Source organism: Methylovorus glucosotrophus (assembly GCF_009858335.1).
Taxonomy (GTDB): Bacteria; Pseudomonadota; Gammaproteobacteria; order Burkholderiales; family Methylophilaceae; genus Methylovorus; species Methylovorus glucosotrophus.
On record NZ_VMSE01000001.1, the window covers coordinates 251262 to 270560 of the forward strand.

At 57.6% G+C, this 19299-nt stretch carries 10 protein-coding genes; 7 read left to right on the plus strand and 3 right to left on the minus strand.

Annotated features, from left to right (window positions below):
- Position 1 precedes the first annotated feature (1 nt).
- The 4 genes from FNL37_RS01135 (at position 2) to FNL37_RS01150 (ending at position 6508) form a co-directional block, all read left to right on the plus strand.
- Positions 2-1405: an efflux transporter outer membrane subunit gene (locus FNL37_RS01135; RefSeq protein WP_159354846.1), complete on the plus strand. Its 1404-nt coding sequence runs from the start codon at positions 2-4 to the stop codon at positions 1403-1405.
- Positions 1406-1483: 78 nt separating this feature from the next.
- The gene (gene pdxR / locus FNL37_RS01140; RefSeq protein ID WP_159354847.1) at positions 1484-2974 is read left to right on the plus strand and encodes a MocR-like pyridoxine biosynthesis transcription factor PdxR; all 1491 of its coding nucleotides are present in this window, start codon (positions 1484-1486) and stop codon (positions 2972-2974) included.
- 168 nt (positions 2975-3142) lie between these two features.
- Positions 3143-3793, plus strand: coding sequence for an FMN-dependent NADH-azoreductase (locus FNL37_RS01145; RefSeq protein WP_015831129.1), 651 nt, complete (start codon positions 3143-3145; stop codon positions 3791-3793).
- 237 nt (positions 3794-4030) lie between these two features.
- Positions 4031-6508 (plus strand): methyl-accepting chemotaxis protein, encoded by a 2478-nt coding sequence (locus FNL37_RS01150; RefSeq protein WP_159354848.1) that lies wholly within the window; start codon positions 4031-4033, stop codon positions 6506-6508.
- Positions 6509-6622: 114 nt separating this feature from the next.
- Here FNL37_RS01150 and FNL37_RS01155 read toward each other — a convergent pair whose 3' ends face one another.
- The gene (locus FNL37_RS01155; RefSeq protein ID WP_159354849.1) at positions 6623-7354 is read right to left on the minus strand and encodes a siderophore-interacting protein; all 732 of its coding nucleotides are present in this window, start codon (positions 7352-7354) and stop codon (positions 6623-6625) included.
- Positions 7355-7389: 35 nt separating this feature from the next.
- Here FNL37_RS01155 and FNL37_RS01160 point away from each other — a divergent pair, with 35 nt between their 5' ends.
- The gene (locus FNL37_RS01160; RefSeq protein ID WP_013443366.1) at positions 7390-7860 is read left to right on the plus strand and encodes a MarR family winged helix-turn-helix transcriptional regulator; all 471 of its coding nucleotides are present in this window, start codon (positions 7390-7392) and stop codon (positions 7858-7860) included.
- An 83-nt stretch (positions 7861-7943) separates the two neighbouring features.
- Here the strand turns inward: FNL37_RS01160 and FNL37_RS01165 are convergent, their stop codons facing one another.
- Together FNL37_RS01165 and FNL37_RS14055 are read right to left on the minus strand one after the other, a co-directional pair.
- On the minus strand, positions 7944-16667 hold the full coding sequence (locus FNL37_RS01165) for a GH36-type glycosyl hydrolase domain-containing protein (RefSeq protein ID WP_159354850.1): 8724 nt from the start codon (positions 16665-16667) through the stop codon (positions 7944-7946).
- Between the two features lie 28 nt (positions 16668-16695).
- Positions 16696-16824 carry a hypothetical protein gene (locus tag FNL37_RS14055; RefSeq protein ID WP_013443364.1) on the minus strand — a complete coding sequence of 43 codons (129 nt, stop codon included), beginning with the start codon at positions 16822-16824 and terminating at the stop codon, positions 16696-16698.
- A gap of 279 nt (positions 16825-17103) precedes the next feature.
- On the opposite strand from FNL37_RS14055, the gene FNL37_RS01170 reads away from it, so the two are divergent.
- Together FNL37_RS01170 and FNL37_RS01175 are read left to right on the plus strand one after the other, a co-directional pair.
- Complete coding sequence (locus FNL37_RS01170; RefSeq protein WP_159354851.1) at positions 17104-17832, plus strand: Crp/Fnr family transcriptional regulator; 729 nt, start codon at positions 17104-17106, stop codon at positions 17830-17832.
- 143 nt (positions 17833-17975) lie between these two features.
- On the plus strand, positions 17976-19283 hold the full coding sequence (locus tag FNL37_RS01175) for a diguanylate cyclase domain-containing protein (RefSeq protein WP_015831125.1): 1308 nt from the start codon (positions 17976-17978) through the stop codon (positions 19281-19283).
- Positions 19284-19299: the final 16 nt, after the last annotated feature.

A 19299-nucleotide genomic window follows, 5' to 3' on the forward strand; every position in this document is an offset into this window, starting at 1 on the left:
CATGAACAAGCATCGTTATCCTCTTGGAATCGCCGCCCTTATGCTGGCGGGTTGCATGAACATGCAGCCCAAATACGAACGGCCAGCGGCGCCGATTCCCGCCCAGTGGCCAGCCACGGCGGATGCCGTGCAGAAGCAGGCCACGGCCCCTGCGGTATTGGGCTGGGAGCAGTTTTTCACCGACCCGGACCTGAAAAAACTGATACGGCAGGCGCTGGAAAACAATCGCGACCTGCGCGTGAGTACCTTGAATATCGAAAAGGCGCGCGCGCAGTATCAGATTCAGCGCGCCGATCTTTTCCCCAAGATCAATGCGACAGGTAGCGGCACCAACCAACGTACGCCAGCGGCAGCATCTACCACTGGCTCCACGTTGCTGACCCATCAGTATTCGGCAAACCTGGGTTTCTCGTCTTATGAGCTGGATTTTTTTGGCCGCGTCCGCAGTCTGCGTGACCAGGCGGTCTACCAGTATCTATCGACCGAAGAAGCCAAGCGTAGCGCCCAAATCACGCTGGTGGCCGAGGTGGCGAATGCCTATCTCACCATGGTGGCGGATATGGAAAGCCTGGAGTTGGCCCGGCAGACCTTGCGCACGCAGCGCGAATCCTACGACATGACCAAGCGCCAGCTGGAATTTGGCAGCGTTACCGAGCTCACCTTGCGGCAAGCTGAAACCAGTGTGGAGTCCGCACGGGCCGATGTCGCCAAATACATGACGCAGGTGGATCAGGACAGAAATGCCTTGGTACTGCTGGTCGGCACTTCTCCCGAGGTCAATCTTGACGACAAGAGGTCACTGCAGGCGGTGTCTCAAACTGCGACCCTCCCTGATGACCTGCCTTCCACCGTGTTGCAAAACCGCCCCGATGTGCTGGAAGCCGAGCGCGATCTTCAAGGCTATAACGCCAATATTGGCGCGGCGCGGGCTGCGTTTTTCCCGACGATTTCGCTCACCGCCAGCGCTGGGGTGGCCAGCAATGAGCTGGGGAGTCTGTTTAACGGGAGCAATCGGGCCTGGAGTTTTGCACCGCAAATCGTGTTGCCCATCTTCAATGCCGGGCTCAATAAAGCCAATCTGAAAGTTGCGGAAGTGAACCGCGATATCAGCGTGGCGCAATACGAAAAAGCCATCCAGACGGCCTTCAAGGAAGTATCTGACTCGCTGGCCCAGCGCGCCACGCTGGAAGAGCAATTGTCCGCCCAGACCGCGCTGGTGAATGCGACGGAAAGAAGCTTCACGCTCTCCCGCCTGCGCTTCGAAAAAGGCCTGGATAATTACCTGACCATGCTGGATTCACAACGCAGCTATTACTCTGCCCAGCAGAATCTCATTACGGTGCGGCTGTCGGATGTGTCCAACCAGGTCACGCTGTACAAGGTGTTAGGGGGCGGAGCGTTCTGAGTGTTTGGCTGACAGATCGCCAATCACTGGCCTGCAAGGCATAATGAAAACTTCATTATTTATGCATTGCACTGGGCCATGGTGGAAAAGTCAGCCACATTAATTACGCTGAACAAGGCGGCTGCTGAGCCCATACACCTGCAGATTTACACGCGGTTCAAAGAGGCCATTGAAAGCGGCCTGCTGAATGATGGGGACCGCGTGCCCTCCACCCGGGTGCTGGCGAGCGCGCTTAACGTGGCGCGCGGCACGGTGGAAACGGCGTATTCCATGCTGCTGGGCGAGGGCATTTTTGTTTCGAAGGGGCAGGCGGGTTCGTTTGTGCATGCACCCTTTCGGCCCGCGGGCAAAGCCACCTCTGCGCCTGTGCGGCCCTCTCAGGCTTCCTCTTTATCGCATGCGGGTTCCGGCCCGGTGGCAAGCGGGCCTTCGCATGTCTTTCTCCCTGGCAGCCCGGCGTATGATGCCTTTCCCAGAAAAGTGTGGTCCCGACTGGCTTCAAGACGAATGCGCAGTCTGTCGGCCCATGATTTTTCTTATCGCGATCCCCTGGGTTATTTGCCGCTGCGGCAATCGATAGCCACTTACCTTCGCTTGTCGCGCGGGGTGGTTTGTGAGCCCCAGCAGGTATTTATCACGGTGGGGTATCAGGGCGCGCTGGATTTTCTCTCGCGCTGCCTGAATCTGCGGGGTGCCGATGTCTGGATGGAAGACCCGGGCTATATCCTGGCAACCCGCATGCTGGCCGACCTGGGCGCGCATCTGGTGCGGGTGCCGGTGGATCAGGAGGGCATGGTGGTGTCAGAAGGCATACGCATGTCGCCCAAGGCCCGCCTGGCGATCGTGACGCCATCGCATCAAAGTCCACTCGCCATGGCCTTGTCCTGGTCGCGCCGCATGCAGTTGCTGGATTGGGCAGGCAGCACGGGCGCCTGGGTGATTGAAGACGACTACGACGGCGAGTTTCGTTATTCCGGTTACCCCTTGCCCTCGCTAAAAAGCCTGGATCAATATGACCGCGTGATCTACGCGGGCACCTTCAGTAAAACACTCTTCCCTGCCCTGCGCCTGGGGTATCTGGTGATGCCGCAGAGCCTGGTGGATAGTTGCACCGAGAAAGCCCAGCTCTATCCGCTGGGCAGCTCCATCGGCCCCCAGCTCGTCGTCAACGACTTCATCGCTGAGGGGCATTTTTCACGGCACCTTAAAAAAATGCGGTCTTTGTATGCTGAACGGCGGGAGATGACCAGCAAGGTGTTGATGGATGTACTGGGCGACCTCATTGAAATCAACGCGCACAAGAACGGCATGCACTTCGCCGCCAGGATCATCAGCCAGCATGCGGATCAGGCTATTGCCGACGGCTTCAACCGGCTGGGCTATGGCATACATGCCTTGTCCCGCTGGACAGCCAATCCCGGTCAGTCGGCGCATTTGCCCGGCATACACTCTCCGCATTTGCCCGGCATACACTCTCCGCATAACGGCCTCATCATCGGCTTCACCAATATCCCGAATGCCAGGACGGCGGAGCTTGCCGCGCGGCAGCTGCAAACATTTTTTACCTGAGTCCGATCCTCTTTTGCCTGCCTGAGCATTTCTGCTTCCTGGTGCCGCCTTAGATATCCGGCACCATTCATGGCCTACCCAAATACGCATTTTTTGGCTCTGTATCCGTTACGGTGCACTCCCTACCATGGTCACATGTTTAATCATGACGAAAAGGCAGTGACTGAAATGAGACTGATGCATGTAGACGCGAGCCCCAAGCGCCAGCTTTCCAACTCGAAAATGTTGTCCGCGTATTTTGTGGAAACCCTGAAAAAGCGTATTCCCGGACTGACTGTCGATTACCTTGATTTGTCAGTTGAGACACCGCCGCATGTGAGCGGGGACTTTGCCAAGGCAACGTATACGCCTGCCGCTGAGCGCACCGACGCCATGAAAAAGACCCTGGAATATTCGGACCAGCTCTGTGCGCGTGTATTGATGTCGGACCTGCTGGTATTCGCCATGCCCATGTACAACTTCTCCATGCCATCCAGCTTCAAGGCGTTTATCGACAATCTGGTGCGCACCAACCTCACTTATAACTTTCATGAAGACGGCACCACGACCGGCAATCTCACCCGCCAGAAAACCCTGTTCATCACCGCCAGGGGTGCCGACCTCCGGCCCGGCCTCAGCCCCTGGTCGCATATGGATGCCCTCACCCCGGCATTGAAATCCCCTTTTGCCTTTCTGGGCGTGGAAAATCCCTGGTTTGTTGACGCGCAGCCGCTGCAGTTTTCGGATCAGGTAGCTCGTGAAGAGGCTCTGAAACGTGCCCGCAGCGAGCTTGATGCGGTGGCACAGGAGTGGGTGGCCAGCATCGCCAGGCTGCAGTAATCATATCCTGCCCGGCCAAGCTGATGCGTATCGTAGCGCGTTTGAACTGGTGCCTTGCAATCCAAAGGCAAACGCGATGCTGCAACCTTGTGCATTAGCAAACGATCTTGGCTTGCTGACGTTTGCCTTCGTTATAGCAAAGCCAAGAGTACCTGTGCAGTCAGTAACGATTCAGTTTAAATATCATGAAAAATCCGACGTAAATAGAGGGCGTTCATCTATTACCGGAAGTCATTCATGTTGCTATCAAAACTATTCTCAAAAAAAACAGAATATGACCTCGAGCTATTAAATCTCCGAGGGCAGGTCGCAGCGATTGGCAAATCCCAGGGAGTCATCGAGTTTAATCTGGATGGTACGGTCATTACGGCGAACCAGAAGTTTCTCGATATTCTGGGGTATACGCTGGACGAAGCGAAGGGCAAGCCACACAGCGCCTTTGTCGATGCTGGAACACGCAACAGTGGCGAATACAAAGCATTCTGGGAGCGATTGCGTGCCGGGCAATATGATGCTGGTGTGTACAAACGCATTGCCAAGAGTGGCCGAGAAGTCTGGCTGCAAGCTTCCTACAATCCCATTTTTGATTTGAGTGGCAAACCATTCAAAGTCGTTAAATACGCGACAGACATTACTGCGCAACAATTGAAAACTGCTGACGCGGCCGGTCAATTGGAGGCCATTGCCAAAGCACAGGGTGTCATTGAGTTTAATCTGGATGGGACGGTCATTACGGCCAACCAGAAATTTCTCGATATTCTGGGATATACGCTGGAAGAAGCCAAAGGCAAACCACACAGCGCCTTTGTCGATGCTGAAACACGCAACAGTGGCGAATACCAGAAATTCTGGGAGCGGTTGCGTGCCGGGCAATACGATACCGGGATGTACAAACGCATTGCCAAGAGTGGCCGAGAAGTCTGGCTGCAAGCTTCCTACAATCCCATTTTTGATTTGAGTGGCAAACCATTCAAGGTGGTCAAATATGCGACCGATATCACTGAGCAGGAACTCAAGCATGCTGACTTTTCCGGCCAGCTCGAGGCCATCAGTAAAGTGCAGGGTGTGATTGAATTCAATCTGGATGGTACGGTCATTACGGCGAACCAGAAATTTCTCGATATTCTGGGATATACGCTGGAAGAAGCCAAAGGCAAACCACACAGCGCCTTTGTCGATGCTGAAACACGCAACAGTGGCGAATACACGGCATTCTGGGAGCGATTGCGTGCCGGGCAATATGATGCTGGTGTGTATAAACGCATTGCCAAGAGTGGTCAGGAAGTCTGGCTGCAAGCTTCCTATAACCCCATACTGGATATGAATGGGAAGCCATTCAAAGTCGTTAAATACGCCACAGACATTACTGAGCAGGAACTCAAGCATGCCGACTTCTCAGGACAGCTTGCCGCCATTGCCAAGTCACAAGGCGTCATCGAGTTCAATCTGGATAGTACGGTTCTCAGCGCGAATCAGAAATTTCTCGATATTCTGGGATATACGCTGGAAGAAGCCAAAGGCAAACCACACAGCACCTTTGTCGATGCTGAAACACGCAACAGTGACGAATACAAGAAATTATGGGAGCGCTTGCGTGCCGGGCAATATGATGCCGGTGTTTATAAACGCATGGCCAAAAATGGCAGGGAAGTCTGGTTGCAGGCTTCTTACAATCCTATTTTCGATTTGAACGGAATACCATTCAAGATTGTGAAATATGCGACAGACATTACCGCACAAGTGCTGAGCACTCAGGCAATGAGCCGCACGGTGGAGGAAACCCAGGCGATGGTGGCGACGGCCAAGACGGGGGATCTGACAAACCGGATATCATTAGATGATAAAACCAGTGAGTTACGCGCGCTGTGTGAAGGAGTCAATGCACTGATCGATAATATGGCGGGCATCATTACCCAGATCAAGCGTTCCAGCGATAGCATTTCAACGTCGGCAAATGAAATTGCTACTGGTAATAATGACCTGTCCCAACGCACGGAAGAACAGGCTTCCATGTTGGAAGAGACTGCGTCCAGTATGGAAGAGCTGGCTTCCACCGTGCGACAGAATGCCAATAATGCCAGACAGGCAAATCAGCTCGTACATAATGCTTCCGAGATTGCCGTGAAAGGCGGCGGAGTGGTCAACGAGGTCATACTTACCATGTCCGGCATTAGTGAAAGCTCGAGAAAAATCGTCGATATTATCAGCGTCATTGATGGGATTGCTTTCCAGACTAATATTCTTGCCCTTAATGCGGCGGTAGAGGCCGCGCGTGCCGGAGAACATGGACGGGGCTTTGCTGTCGTGGCAAGTGAAGTGCGCAATCTGGCTCAGCGATCGGCATCGGCGGCCAAAGAGATCGCGCAGCTGATAACCGCTTCTGTAGCAAAGGTTAAGGAAGGATCCACGCTGGTGACAGAAGCCGGTTCAACGATGAGTGATATTGTGGCCTCAGTACAGAGCGTGGCAAATATCATGGCGGAAATTACCCATGCGTCTACGGAGCAAAGCACCGGCATTGAGCAAGTAAATGTAGCCGTCAGCAATATGGATCAGGTGACGCAACAGAATGCAGCCCTGGTGGAGGAGGCAGCTGCTGCAGCCATGTCATTGGCCGATCAGGCGGGTATCCTGATGGAAACTGTCGCGCGATACAAGGTCGAGGCCGGTAGCGCCCTATCTGCCCGCCCCTTGCTGGCAGTGGTGGGGCGATAAAACGGAGGGTATCGTGGCGGGTTTTATCCCTTAACCAAACCCCCGGTTAGTTTTCTCTTGCGCCAGAGCGCCAACTTGATGGCTATCTGGCGCCCGGCGCTGCGAAGCGGCTGCCTAGATTTTCTCGTGAAAATCGCGCGCGCCTTTTTTCCAGTAGGCAGCTACTTTCATGCGTTCTTTGGGCAGCCCTAGCGCCAGCAGTCTGCTGCGCACCTCAAGCATGCTGCTGTGTTCCCCCGCGGCCCAGACAAAGCCCTCGCCCTCTGGCCAAGCCAGTGCTTCCAGCATTTCATGCAGCATGGCAGGCGTTTCCGGCCATTTGATAATGGCGCCCGCAGGCCGTTTGAGTTGGCGGCGGTCTTCTGCCTGCCCGATTTGAATGAGGGCGATGGTATGCGCATCCACCGGCAGTTCCTCCAGTCGACGCGCAATCGCTGGCAGGCTGGAGGCATCCCCTATCAAGACATGCCAGTCAAGATCCTTGGGGATAATCATGGAGCCTTTGGGGCCTGCGATGGTCGCCTGATCACCAGGCTTGGCAAGCGCCGCCCAATAAGCGGCATCGCCATCCGCGTGCATGGCAAACTCGATGGTCAGCGTACGGTCAACTGCACTAAAGGAGCGGGGAGTATAGTCGCGCCGCACCCGCTCGCCATGCTGGTTGGTGAAGATAAACTTGATGTGGTCATCAAACGAAAAGCTGTTGAAACCTGCTAGGCTTTCGCCTGCAAAGGTCACCGCGACAAAGCCCGGCGTGGGTTTTTCTACACGAGACACGACAACTTCTCTAAACTCGATGGGGAAGCGCACCTTTTCAAATACGCGCTCAGTGATTAATGTTTCCATATATCCACTCTTTTTAGTTGATAATATCAACCATAATGCAAAACAAAGTAGACAATGTCAACTATAAGTTGAGCGATGCTCATGGCCTTTTTGAGCAATTGCATCTCCTGATGCATGTGTTTCGCGCACAGCAATTCCGTCTGATTCGTGAACAGGCGCTGGACATGACGCATATGGAATACAAGGCGCTGGGGTTTTTTGCGCGGCATCCCCATGCCACATTGAGCGATCTCGTCACCCACTCGGGACGCGATAAAGCCCAGCTCGCACGGCTGATCACGGACCTTCGCAAAAAAGGCCTGCTGGATGCCCAGCCCGATGAACACGATCGCCGCAGCACCCGGCTTAATCTATCTGCGCAGGGGGCTGCCATCATCCACGGACTGCAGGAAGCCGAGCATGCACTGTCGGCCCAGGCGGTACAGGGCTTGAGCGAAGAAGAGCATCAGCAATTGTTGCGCTTGCTGAAGAAGGTGGGCAGCAATCTCGACAAATCCCAGGAGTAATACAACCCTGGGGCCGCACATGGCTGCTGCCCCGTTGCATGGTGTGCATGACGAGGCTCGGTCATGTCTCAGGCCCGCACGATTCACCCCTCCAGATGAATCTCCATCACATGGTCTACCCCGTCATTGACCAGCATCAGGGTGTTGGGCGGCCAGCCTTCCATCAGCTGCCCGTCCAGCCATATCTGCTTCATGACGTTGTGGTGGCTGCCGGTACAGCGGAAGTTGAGCTGGTAATGCGTTTGCTGATAGCGATAGCGGATCTGATACGTGGTCCAGTCAGCAGGAATGCGCGGATGGATGAGCAGGCGATCTTCGCGTAACTCCAGCCCCAGCAGGGTTTCCAGGCCCAGGCGATACATCCAGCCTGCCGCGCCGGTGTACCAGCTCCAGCCGCCACGGCCCATGTGCGCTTCTGCCGTATAAATATCTGCACTCATCACATAAGGCTCCACCTTGTAACGCAGCATGTCTTGCGGGTGGCTGCCATGGTGAATGGGGTTCAGCATGCCATATAGCGCCCAGGCCTGCTCGGTGTCGCCTTGCATGGCGTAGGCCATGCTGGCCCACACGCCGGCATGGGTATATTGCCCGCCATTTTCGCGGATGCCGGGTACATAGCCCTTGATATAGCCGGGTTGCAGGCTGGAGGTATCAAATGCCGGAGTCAGCAGGCGAATGAGCTTTTCATCGCGCATGACCAGGCGTTCATTCACCGCTTTCATCGCCATGCGGGCGCGCATGGGATTGCCACCGCCGGAGATGATGGCCCAGCTCTGGCTGATGGAGTCGATCTGACATTCGCTATTGCTGCTGGAGCCCAGTGGTGTGCCATCGTCAAAATAGGCGCGGCGATACCAGCTGCCATCCCAGGCATGGGCTTCAATATGCTGGCGCAACAGGGCGGCCTGCCCGGTGCAGAATTCGGCAAAGGCGCTATCGTGGCGGCTTTGCGCCAGGGCGGCAAACTGGGTCAGATTGTCAAACAGGAACCAGGCCAGCCACACGCTCTCGCCCTGACCTGCCCGGCCGACCAGATTCATGCCATCGTTCCAGTCGCCACAGCCCATGAGCGGCAACTGGTGCACGCCAAAGCGCAAGCCATGGCGGATGGCCCGCACGCAATGCTCGTAAAGCGTGGCTTCTTCGGCCGAGCGCTGCGGCTGGTCGTAATAGGATTCCTCTTCCTGATTCAGCAGACGCCCTTCCAGGAAGGAAATGCGGCTATCCAGCACGGCGACATCGCCCGTGGTCTGCACATAGCGGCAGGTGGCGTAGGGCAGCCACAGATAATCATCCGAGAAGTGGGTGCGTACGCCTTGCCCGGCGGGCGGATGCCACCAGTGCTGCACATCGCCCTCACTGAACTGGCGTTCGGCGCAGGTGATAAGCTGCTGACGTGCCAGCCCTGGCGTGGTGTGCACCAGCGCCATGGTGTCTTGCAGCTGGTCACGGAAACCATAAGCCCCACCGGATTGGTAGTAACCACTGCGTGCCCATATGCGGCACGCCAGCGTCTGGTAAAGCAGCCAGCCATTGGTGAGAATATCCATGGCTCGATCAGGCGTCGTTACCTGCACCGCACCCAGGGTCACTTCCCAGTAAGCCTTCACCTTTTCCAGGGCAGCATCGGCACCGGCAGGTCCGCAATATTGCTGAATATAGTGGTGCACTTCGTCGGTATTGGCGCCTGCGCCGAATACAAAAACGACTTCGCGTGTCTGACCTTCGGCCAGCTCCAGTGGCGCCTGAATGGCGGCACAAGGGTCCAGGCAGGCGCCGGTGCGGCCTGACAAGCGCTTGCGTTGCATGGCAGCGGGCTTGGCGAGTGTGCCATTACGCCCGATAAACTCGGCGCGGTTGCCCGACATGGAGCGCTCACTCAGGTTAACCTGGGCAAATACCACGCGATTCGCACACTCCTGGCCATACTGGTTGCGTGCCAATAAGGCGTGGTTGTGGGGGTCGATTTCAGTCACCACGTGCATCATGTTGGCATGGCGCCACTGCCCCAGCACCAGCTCCCAGTAGCCAGTGAGCGATAGCTTGCGTGCGCGACCCGAGTGATTGCTCAGTTTGATCACCACAAACTTGACGGGCGCATCCATGGCGACAAAGGTGGTCAGCTCGGAGCGTATGCCCGCTTCTTCATGCTCGAATACGCTATAGCCGAAACCATGACGGCAGACATAGCCCGACAGGCCGCGCGCCGGCAAGGGTGTCGGTGACCAGAAAGCGCCGGATTCTTCATCGCGTACATAAAAAGCCTCGCCGCTGCTATCGCTCATGGGGTCGTTATGCCAGGTGGTGAGGCGGAACTCGTGGGCGTTCTCAACCCAGGTATAGCTGCTGCCGCTTTCGCTGATCACCATGCCGATATGCGGGCTGGCGATCACATTTGACCATGGTGCCGGGGTCGTGGCACCGGGCGGCAAGGTGATGATGTATTCGCGTCCATCCTCGGAGAATCCGCCCAGGCCATTGAAGAACTGGCGCGATGGTGCAAGCAGCGGTACGTTGGGGGTGCTTTCATGCGGCAATACCGGCTGCAGCATATCGGATACCCGCTCGCTGGAGACGCGGCGATCAATCTGCTCAATCAAGGTATCTGCCGTATCGTGCAACACCACACGGGCGACCGAGAGCAGCAGTACACGGGCATCTTCCGACAGCTCCTCCGCCCGACGAATGAAAATGCCGCCCGGTTTATCCATGACCTGCGCTTCGGAGCCGGTATTGATCAGCCCCATGATCTGGTCGTGCAGCAGGGCGCGATAGCCGGAAAAATCCTCATTGATGATCACCAGGTCGACCACCAGCCCCTTCATGCGCCAATAGGCATGGGCTTGTAGCGCCTGCTTCACCAGATTCAGGCGGCTGATATCGCCCACCCGCAGCAGCACAATCGGCAGATCACCGGAAATGCCAAAGCGCCACAGGCCGGATTGCCCCTGCTGATTGCGCAGGATGACGGCAGACGGAGCCCGGCGCAAAGCGCTGGCGTAAATGATGGAGGCGGCCAGGCGTGCATAGGTCTGGGCATCGGCCTCGCTGGCATTGATCAGGCGCAATACTTCCTGGCTATGAAACCAGGCCATCTCGAATGCGCGGTCCACGAAGTGGCGATCACAGTATTTATCCAGCAGAGCAAGTGCCTGCTCACGGGTATCTGCCACGCCGGAAATAATCTGGATCACGGCCGAAGCATCGGCGGGCAGGCTGATATTGCAACGGATGGCGACGATAGGATCCAGCACGGAACCTGCGCTATTGGAGAGCAGTGCTGGTCCGGCGCGACTATCCATGACCACCGGATGGCTGGCGGTACGTCCGCGCCCAATAAACTGGGCGCGGTCTGTTTCAAACGACAAGGTGCCCGCCACCGCTCCGGGGGCTGCCAGCAGATGGAACATCCATGGCACCTGTTCCTCAGGCGTGCGCGGGCGGCGCGTGCAGAGAATGGCCTGGCGATCTGCCAGAATCTCGGTTTGCACAAACAGATTGCTGAACGCCCGGTGCGCCAGATCGGCATTCAGCGGGGCCAGCACCACCTCGGCATAGGTGGTGATTTCAATGCGCCTGTGCCGTGAGGATAGATTCGCCAGCGTCACGCGGCGGATTTCGACATCATCTTCCGGCGAAACGCTGATCTCGGTGTGGGTTTCAATGGCCTGATCGCGCAGGCGGTACTCGGCTCGCCCCTGCACGAAAATCGCCTCAAAACTATCGGTTTTGCCATGGGTGGGTTGGTAAGCACTTGACCAGTAATAGCCGGTATCGCGATCGCGCAGGTAAATGAAGGTACCAAAGCCATCCATGGTGGCATCTTCACGCCAGCGGGTAATGGCCAGATCACGCCAGCGGCTGTAGCCGCCACCGGAGTTGGTGACCATGACATGGTAATGGCCGTTGGAAAGTAAATGCACTTCTGGCAGGGTGGTGTGCGGGTTGGTAAGCACTCGCATGAGCGAACCACGATCTGTCACCGGAGGTCTGGCAGCCGCACTTACTTCTGCGGCATGCGGATGCAGAGTGTCGCCCTTCTTGGGCACGCGCTCCTGCAGCAGCAAGGCCGTAGCCTGGACGGCAGGGGCCGCCATGAAGCGGCGTTGCATGGGCGCATCGCGCAGCACATGGTCAAACGCCAGCAAGCTCATGCCCTGATGGTGCACCATGTAAGACTTCACCACCGCATGGGTTTTGCCGCGCGGCACGCGTGAGGGTGTGTAATCGATGGCTTCATAAAAGCCGAACTGCCCGCTAAAGCCCAGGCCCGCCATGGCTTGCAGGTTACGGCAGGCCTCGCGTGGCATGACGATCAGCGCCAGCGCCGTGGCGTAAGGGGCAATCACCAAATCATCTGCCAGGCCGCGCTTGAAGCCCAGCCCCGGCACGCCAAATGCCCGGTACTGATAGACATGGCTGGCGTCAGTAGCGTTGTAGCAGGATTCGGAAATACCCCAGGGGATGCCGCGCTGCCGCCCATATTCAATCTGGCGCAACACCACGGCTTTGCAGGTCTGGTCCAGCAGGGTGTTGTCGTAGCTGGGCATCATCAGCCGCGGCATCAGGTATTCAAACATGGAGCCGCTCCATGAGATCAGGCTCAGTTCGCCACCCTGGCTCGTCAGCAGGCGGCCGAGGGTGAACCAGTGCTTCTGCGGCAGCTTTCCTTCGGCGATGAACAGAAAGCTGGCAAGGCGCGCTTCCGAGGCCAGCAGATCGTAGCAGGAGGGGTCGCGCCTGCGTTCGCGCACGTCGTAGCCTATGCTCAACAAACCACTTTCGGCGTCATACAAGAAGTCGGCATCCATGACCGCCAATTGGGCACATTGCGCCATCAGGTCATCAATACGCGCATGGCGCGACTGGATTTCGTGGGGTGCGCTCCCGTCATCCGGCACATGATGAGGGCTGGATGACAGCAGCGATAACTCCTGATAGGCCGCCAGGCATTGCTTGTCCAGTGCATCTAGCCAGGTGCCGAGCTGCGCGTCGGTGGTTCCTTCGTTAGCCAGCGATATCGCCAGCGCGGCGGCGCTGTCGTGCAGTTGCTCCAGTATCGTGAAGGCCGCAGTCGGACTGGGTAAGGCAAGGCCAGGTGCGCAAAGCGCGTTCAGCTGCTTGCGCAGCCAGCCGAGGTGCGATTGGGCATCAGCGCCAGCGGTGGCGGGCACATGTTCCTCCAGCACCAGAAAGGTATCCTGCAAGCCGTGGAATGTCTGCGACGGTAGCGTGGTCTGCTTTTTCAACTCCAGCAGGCCCATTTGCAGGGTTAGCAGGCAGCCCGCCAGATTGCCGCTATCCACGGACGAGACATAGTGCGGGCGCAGTACTTCCAGCGTGCGGGTGTCATACCAGTTGTAAAAGTGGCCGCGATAGCGCTCCAGCAAGGCCATGGTGGATAGCGTGTGCTCGCTGCGCGTGATCAGCTCCCCGGCCGAAAGATAGCCCAGGTCATAGGCCGCCAGATTGGAGGTCAGGGCCATGCCGATATTGGTGGGTGAGGTGCGGCTCGCGATCATGCCCGCGGGGAATTCCTGGAAATTATCCGGCGGCAGCCAGTGATCATCCGGCCCGACCAGCGTGGCGAAATACTGCCAGGTGCGCCGCGCCTGCTTGCGCAGGAACAGCCGCTGTTCGGATGTAAGCTCGGCTGTGGTCTTGGGCAGCGGCAGGCTGATGCGCCAGGCGATGACGGGCGCGATGAACCACGCGAGCAAGACAGGCAGGATGATTTGCCAGGCAATCACTTGCCCTTGTTGCATGAGGCCGAGCAGGCTGGCAAACAGCGCGATGGCGAGGAAAGGCGCTATCCACATTTCCTGTACAAAGTCGCCTAGGGTGCGTTTGGCATTGCGCACGGCATAGGCGCGGGTATGCCATAGCAACAGCCCGCGGCGGGTAAACAGCATGCGCAAGCCGGAGCGCAGTATCGCATCGAGCGCAATCAGGGCTTCATAAGGCAAAAATACCAGGGTCAGCAGACCTGTCGACAGCGGTGGCATGATGGATTTGCCGGTCTGCGTCAGGTGCACAAGCCAGTCGCGGTCATCGGGTTTATGCCAGAGGTCAACCAGGCTGGTCAGTAGCATGGGTGCAAACAGCACGATGAGGATGAGGCTGGTCCAGAATATGGCGTCGCCTACCCCGAGCAGCCAGCCGCTTGCCAGCAGCATGAGCAAGGCCGGGGCCACCATGCTGCGTCGCAGATTGTCGAAGATTTTCCATATCGAGAGCGCGTTGATCGGATTAGCGGCGCGTTGTCCGCGCTCCCCGCTTTCGCCTGCCGGGCCGGGTACGCGCGGGAAAAGCCAGCCCACCAGCTGCCAGTCGCCGCGCATCCAGCGGTGGCGGCGGCTGACATCTGCCAGATAACTGGCGGGGTAATCCTCAATCAGCACCACATCGCTCACCAGCGCCGAGCGGGCATAGCCACTCTCCAGCAGATCGTGGCTCAGGATCAGGTTGTCCGGAAACTGCTGGTCCACCACCTGGCGAAAGGCATCCACATCGTAGATACCCTTGCCGATAAAGGAGCCCTCACCAAACAGATCCTGATACACATCCGATATCTCGCGCGTATAAGGGTCTATGCCGGATTCCCCGGCAAACAGCCGGGTAAACCAGGAGGATGTGGCACTGGTCAGGCTGGTGGCGGCGCGTGGCTGCAAAATCGCATAGCCCTCCACGATACGGCCCTGCCTGGTGTCGTACACCGGACGATTCAGCGGGTGTGCCATATTGCCGACCAGAGTGCGCGCGGTATCGCGCGGCAGCTGGGTGTCGGTGTCCAGGGTGATCACATAGCGCACGTGCGGGAACAGCGATGTATCGCCGACAATCTCCGCAAACGCGGCCTGCCCGCTGCCGCGCAGCAGCGCATTGAACTGCTCCAGCTTGCCGCGCTTGCGTTCATAGCCCATCCATAAACGTTCCACCGGGTTCCAGGTGCGCGGGCGATGCAGCAGGTAAAAGATGCAGGGGCGGTCATCGCGATAAGTCGTGTTGAGCGTGGCAATCGCCTGATGCGCATGGGCCAGCAAGGCCGCATCCGTCGGCAGGCTGTCGGTCAGTGCATCGGGAAAGTCGGTGAGCAGGGCAAAGTAAAGCTGGGCATCGCGATTCCCCAGATAGCGTATTTCCAGCGCTTCCATGTAGGCATCAATCGCGGCCATCGAGGTGAGCAGTGTGGGCACGATGACCATGGTGCAATGCTCGGGCGGAATGCCTTGCGAAAAATCCAGCCGCGGCAATACACGCGGTCTGAGCATCCAGGTGGCTACCAGATTGACCAGCGTGACCGACAAGGTGGAAAGGCCAATCATGCTGAGCACGGCAAACAGCCAGTAATACATGCTGCCCAGCGCCAGCGGTTGCAGCTGGCGCAGTACGATGAACGCGGAGAGCGCCGTCAGCAGCGCCATTGGCGCTAGATACACCAGCAGCCGGTGCCGCAGATAAAACTGTCGCGCCAGTATCTTCCAGGAGGGTGGGCGGCCCATGGCTTTTTCCAGCACGGGCAAGCCGTGATCGACCAGAAAATAGCCGACATGGGCGGTGCGGTGTGCCGCTCCCAGGCTTGCTACAGCGAGTCTGGCCTGCGCAATGGCGGCTTCGGCGACCACAGGCTCGGCTTTGCCACAACGGCGTGCCACATCTTCAATCACATGCCGGTAACGGTCCCGCGTGGTGAAATCTTGCACGGCATACATGGCTGCCGGGTCATTGCGCAAGACCTGCTCGACCTTGCTGAGCGACTCCACATAATTACGCCAATCCATGGTGCCGATAAAGCGCAGGCTGCTGATGCTGTTGGCAATCGAAATCTGGTTGGCAGCGGCGGTACGGCTGGCTGCCTCGGAAAGCTGGGTGGCGGTGACGCCCTGCTCCTGCAGCTTGTGCTCTACCCACGCTTGCACAAAAGCCATGGCCGAGCCATGCGCTTGCAGGCGCGAGTAAAACTCCTCTACAAACGGCGCGGTCAGCGGCACGTCGGCATTGGCAAACTCGGCCAGCAATTGAATCAACAGCTGCGGCTCCTGCTCTGCCGTCGTCAGCATGCGGTCTGCCCAGGCGATGGCAGCATCGCGCTCTTCGCGGCGGCGGGCAATGCGTACGCCCACCCGGCGCAGGTTTTCCAGCAGCGCCAGTTGCAGCATGATGGGGAATGCCCACAACTCGCCCAAGCGCAATACCTCCACGCTCTGGTAAGCCTCCACTACCTGGCTAGCGTTGTCGTTATCCACGCGGCCATCCATATGCGAGATCAGCGCCAGCGCCAGATCATAAATACGCGGAAACCCGGCCGAGATGCCATTCGCCAGCCGTGGCAGCTGGCGACTATAGCCGCGCGGCAAGTGCCGCTTGGCCAGGCTGATCTGTTGCTCGATCAGGTAAAAGTTATCCAGCAGCCAGCTTTCGGCGGGCACCAGATGCTGGCCCTCGGTGGCGGCGGTGGTCACGACTTCATAGGCAGCCAGAAGCACTCGTGCATTGTCTGCCAGTCGGGGCAGCAGGTGGTCCGGGCCCGGCCCCGGCGTCAGCACATGCTGGGTGGCCAGCATGGCGGCATGCCGTTTCAGCTGTTCTATGCTGAACAATTCGGAGCGCAACAATTCCGTATCCTGCTCACTATGCCGGGGATGGCGGGGTCGCGACGAAAAGCCGAGTTCCTTGATGATGATCTGCTCCTGGTGAAAGTGCGGCCAATCACCGTGCGAAGGTAGCGGCGCGGTTATTGAATGGCAGAGTGTTGCTGGCTTGCGGAAGGGACGAGTGGGTTGCGATTGCCATGAAGCAGGCATGCTTGCCTGCGTTTCATGGCCGATGAGATCAGTGCTTGTCGGGCGTTAAAAATGGCTTGATGTCATCTTTTTTGGTTTTTTTGGCGGCGCGCTTTTCCTTGGCGCTCATCACGGGTTTTTTCTTGTCGGCTTTGTTGCTTTTCTGTTCCTTGCTCATGCTCGATACTCCTGAAAAGGGAAGGGAATGCATAGGGAATGCCCAGATTGGCAGGGAGGGAATGGATCTGCCCGGGCAGCTTTCCGAGCTGTTACTTTTAGCCTGAATTTTCAGGTCTGTCTGTGCGCCACCAGACAGACAGGCGGTGGATTGCCACACTTGATTGCCGCGCCTGGTCTATGTACGGTAGCGTACATATCAGTGCTATTGTCTTGAACTAAAGTAGAGGCTAAAGATAGCCTTGTCTAACAAGGCGCTGCATCTCAGAAAGGGGAGCCTATGTCTATACAGCACACCCCACACCAGAACCATTTGCTCGATGCCCTGCCAGCCCCCGAGCTTGCCCGTCTTCAACCTCATCTCGAGCTGGTAAAAATGCCACTGGGCCTGGCCCTGTACGAATCCGGAGGGCAGCTTCACCATGTTTATTTCCCGACCACCGCCATTGTGTCGCTGCTCTATGTGATGGCCGATGGCGCCTCTGCCGAGATTGCGGTGGTAGGTAACGAAGGCATATTGGGTATTGCGCTGTTCATGGGAGGCGAAACCACGCCCAGCCGCGCAGTCGTGCAGAGTGAAGGTTATGGTTACCGGCTCAAGGCGCAGTTGCTCAAGGATGAATTCAACCGCGCCGGACCGGTCATGCGTCTGCTGCTGCGCTATACCCAGGCCTTGATTACCCAGATGGCGCAAACCGCCGTTTGCAACCGGCACCACTCGGTGGAAAAGCAGCTCTGCCGCTGGCTATTGCTCAGTCTGGATCGGCTGCCAGGCAACGAATTGAGCATGACGCAGGAATTGATCGCCAACATGCTGGGCGTACGCCGCGAAGGCGTGACCGAGGCCGCGGGCAAGCTACAGCGCGATGGCCTGATCGAATACAGCCGTGGGCATATCATGGTGCTGGACCGGCCCGGCCTGGAGACGCGGGTTTGCGAGTGCTATCAGGTGGTCAAGACCGAATTTGACCGCTTGCTGCCTTCGCTGCACAAATCGGTGATTGATTAGCCTTCCCGGAACTACTTTGCGCCAATGTTCGCAAGGGCACGGTGCAGCCTCTGCAAGTGGAATAAGCTGATAGCAGCCAGGCATCACAGGATGCTATCGCCCCAGTGGCGCCAAGGCTTCCATCCGCCTTTTCAGGAGCTGCCATGGTGCTGCCAAGACAAATACTGTTGATTACCGATAAGGCCAGGGACGGACATCAGCTAAAAACAGTATTTGGCCGCGTGCGCGTGCATCCTTTCAAACTCACCTGGGTGCGTCGCCTGGCGCGGGCAATGCGTTTCCTCAAGACAAAAGAAGTGGATGCCATTATCGTGGACCTGGGCTTGCCAGACAGCGAGGGCATACCCACCTTTGAGGCCTTGTTTGCGGTGGCACCCTACACGCCGATCATCACCTTGCAGACAGAAGATACCGCTGCAGCGGCGGCTCTTATCAAGGCGGCCTCTGAACGAGGCGCGCAGGGGTATTTGACGCATGCTCACTTCACCCCGGACCAGATTATCCAGACCGTGGAAAATGTGCTGCAGCGCAGTGTGTTCGAGCGTTTTATGCAGCAGGAAAAAGTGCGGGCAGAAATAGCCCTCAACTCGATCAGCGATGCCGTGATCTGCACCGACATGCAGGGCGAGGTGAATTACCTCAATCTCGCGGCCGAATCCCTCACCGGCTGGTCGCGGCAAGAGGCCAATGGCTTGCCCATCGTCAAGGTCTTTCAGCTGATTAACGGCGTCACCCGCCTGCATGACCAGAACCCGGTACACCGCGTGCTTACGCAGGACATAACGCAAGGGCTAAACCCCGATACGATATTGATACGCCGGGATGGCAGCGAAGTGGCGATCGAAGATTCCATCTCGCCGATTCACGATGGCAGCGGCAAGCTCACCGGCGCCGTGATTGTCTTTCATGATGTGAGTGCGGCGCGTGCCATGGCGAGCAAAATGGCGCATCTGGCGCAGCATGATTACCTGACCAATCTCCCCAACCGCATGTTGCTGAATGACCGGCTGTCGCAGGCCATCACCCTGGCTGAGCGTGGCACCAGCCAGCTGGCCGTGCTGTTCATGGATCTGGACAACTTCAAGCAGATCAACGATACCCTGGGTCATGTGGTGGGGGATGCGATTTTGCAGTCGGTGGCCAAACGCCTGATCGAGCTGGTCCGCAAGTCAGATACCGTGAGCCGGCAAGGCGGCGACGAATTTCTGATGCTGGTGGACGAAAGCAAACATGGCGAGGATGCGGCGTTGATTGCCAGCAAGATATTACGCGCCCTGGAAAAGCCCCACGCCATTGGCGGCAAGGAGTTGCATCTGACCGCCAGCATCGGCATCAGTCTGTATCCGCACGATGGCCGTGATGCCCAGACCCTGATCAATCATGCCGATAGCGCCATGTACGAGGCAAAAAAGCAGGGACGCAACAATTTCAAGTTTTTCAGGGGGTGTTAACGCATCGCCATCCCAT

Excerpts from the sequence above, each read along its gene's own strand:
- FNL37_RS01135 (WP_159354846.1), top strand. The coding sequence starts at position 2 with ATGAACAAGCATCGTTATCCTCTTGGAATCGCCGCCCTTATGCTGGCG.
- FNL37_RS14055 (WP_013443364.1), bottom strand. The coding sequence starts at position 16,824 with ATGAGCAAGGAACAGAAAAGCAACAAAGCCGACAAGAAAAAACCCGTG.
- FNL37_RS01145 (WP_015831129.1), top strand. The coding sequence starts at position 3,143 with ATGAGACTGATGCATGTAGACGCGAGCCCCAAGCGCCAGCTTTCCAAC.
- pdxR (WP_159354847.1), top strand. The coding sequence starts at position 1,484 with ATGGTGGAAAAGTCAGCCACATTAATTACGCTGAACAAGGCGGCTGCT.
- FNL37_RS01175 (WP_015831125.1), top strand. The coding sequence starts at position 17,976 with ATGGTGCTGCCAAGACAAATACTGTTGATTACCGATAAGGCCAGGGAC.
- FNL37_RS01155 (WP_159354849.1), bottom strand. The coding sequence starts at position 7,354 with ATGGAAACATTAATCACTGAGCGCGTATTTGAAAAGGTGCGCTTCCCC.
- FNL37_RS01160 (WP_013443366.1), top strand. The coding sequence starts at position 7,390 with ATGCAAAACAAAGTAGACAATGTCAACTATAAGTTGAGCGATGCTCAT.
- FNL37_RS01150 (WP_159354848.1), top strand. The coding sequence starts at position 4,031 with ATGTTGCTATCAAAACTATTCTCAAAAAAAACAGAATATGACCTCGAG.
- FNL37_RS01170 (WP_159354851.1), top strand. The coding sequence starts at position 17,104 with ATGTCTATACAGCACACCCCACACCAGAACCATTTGCTCGATGCCCTG.
- FNL37_RS01165 (WP_159354850.1), bottom strand. The coding sequence starts at position 16,667 with ATGCCTGCTTCATGGCAATCGCAACCCACTCGTCCCTTCCGCAAGCCA.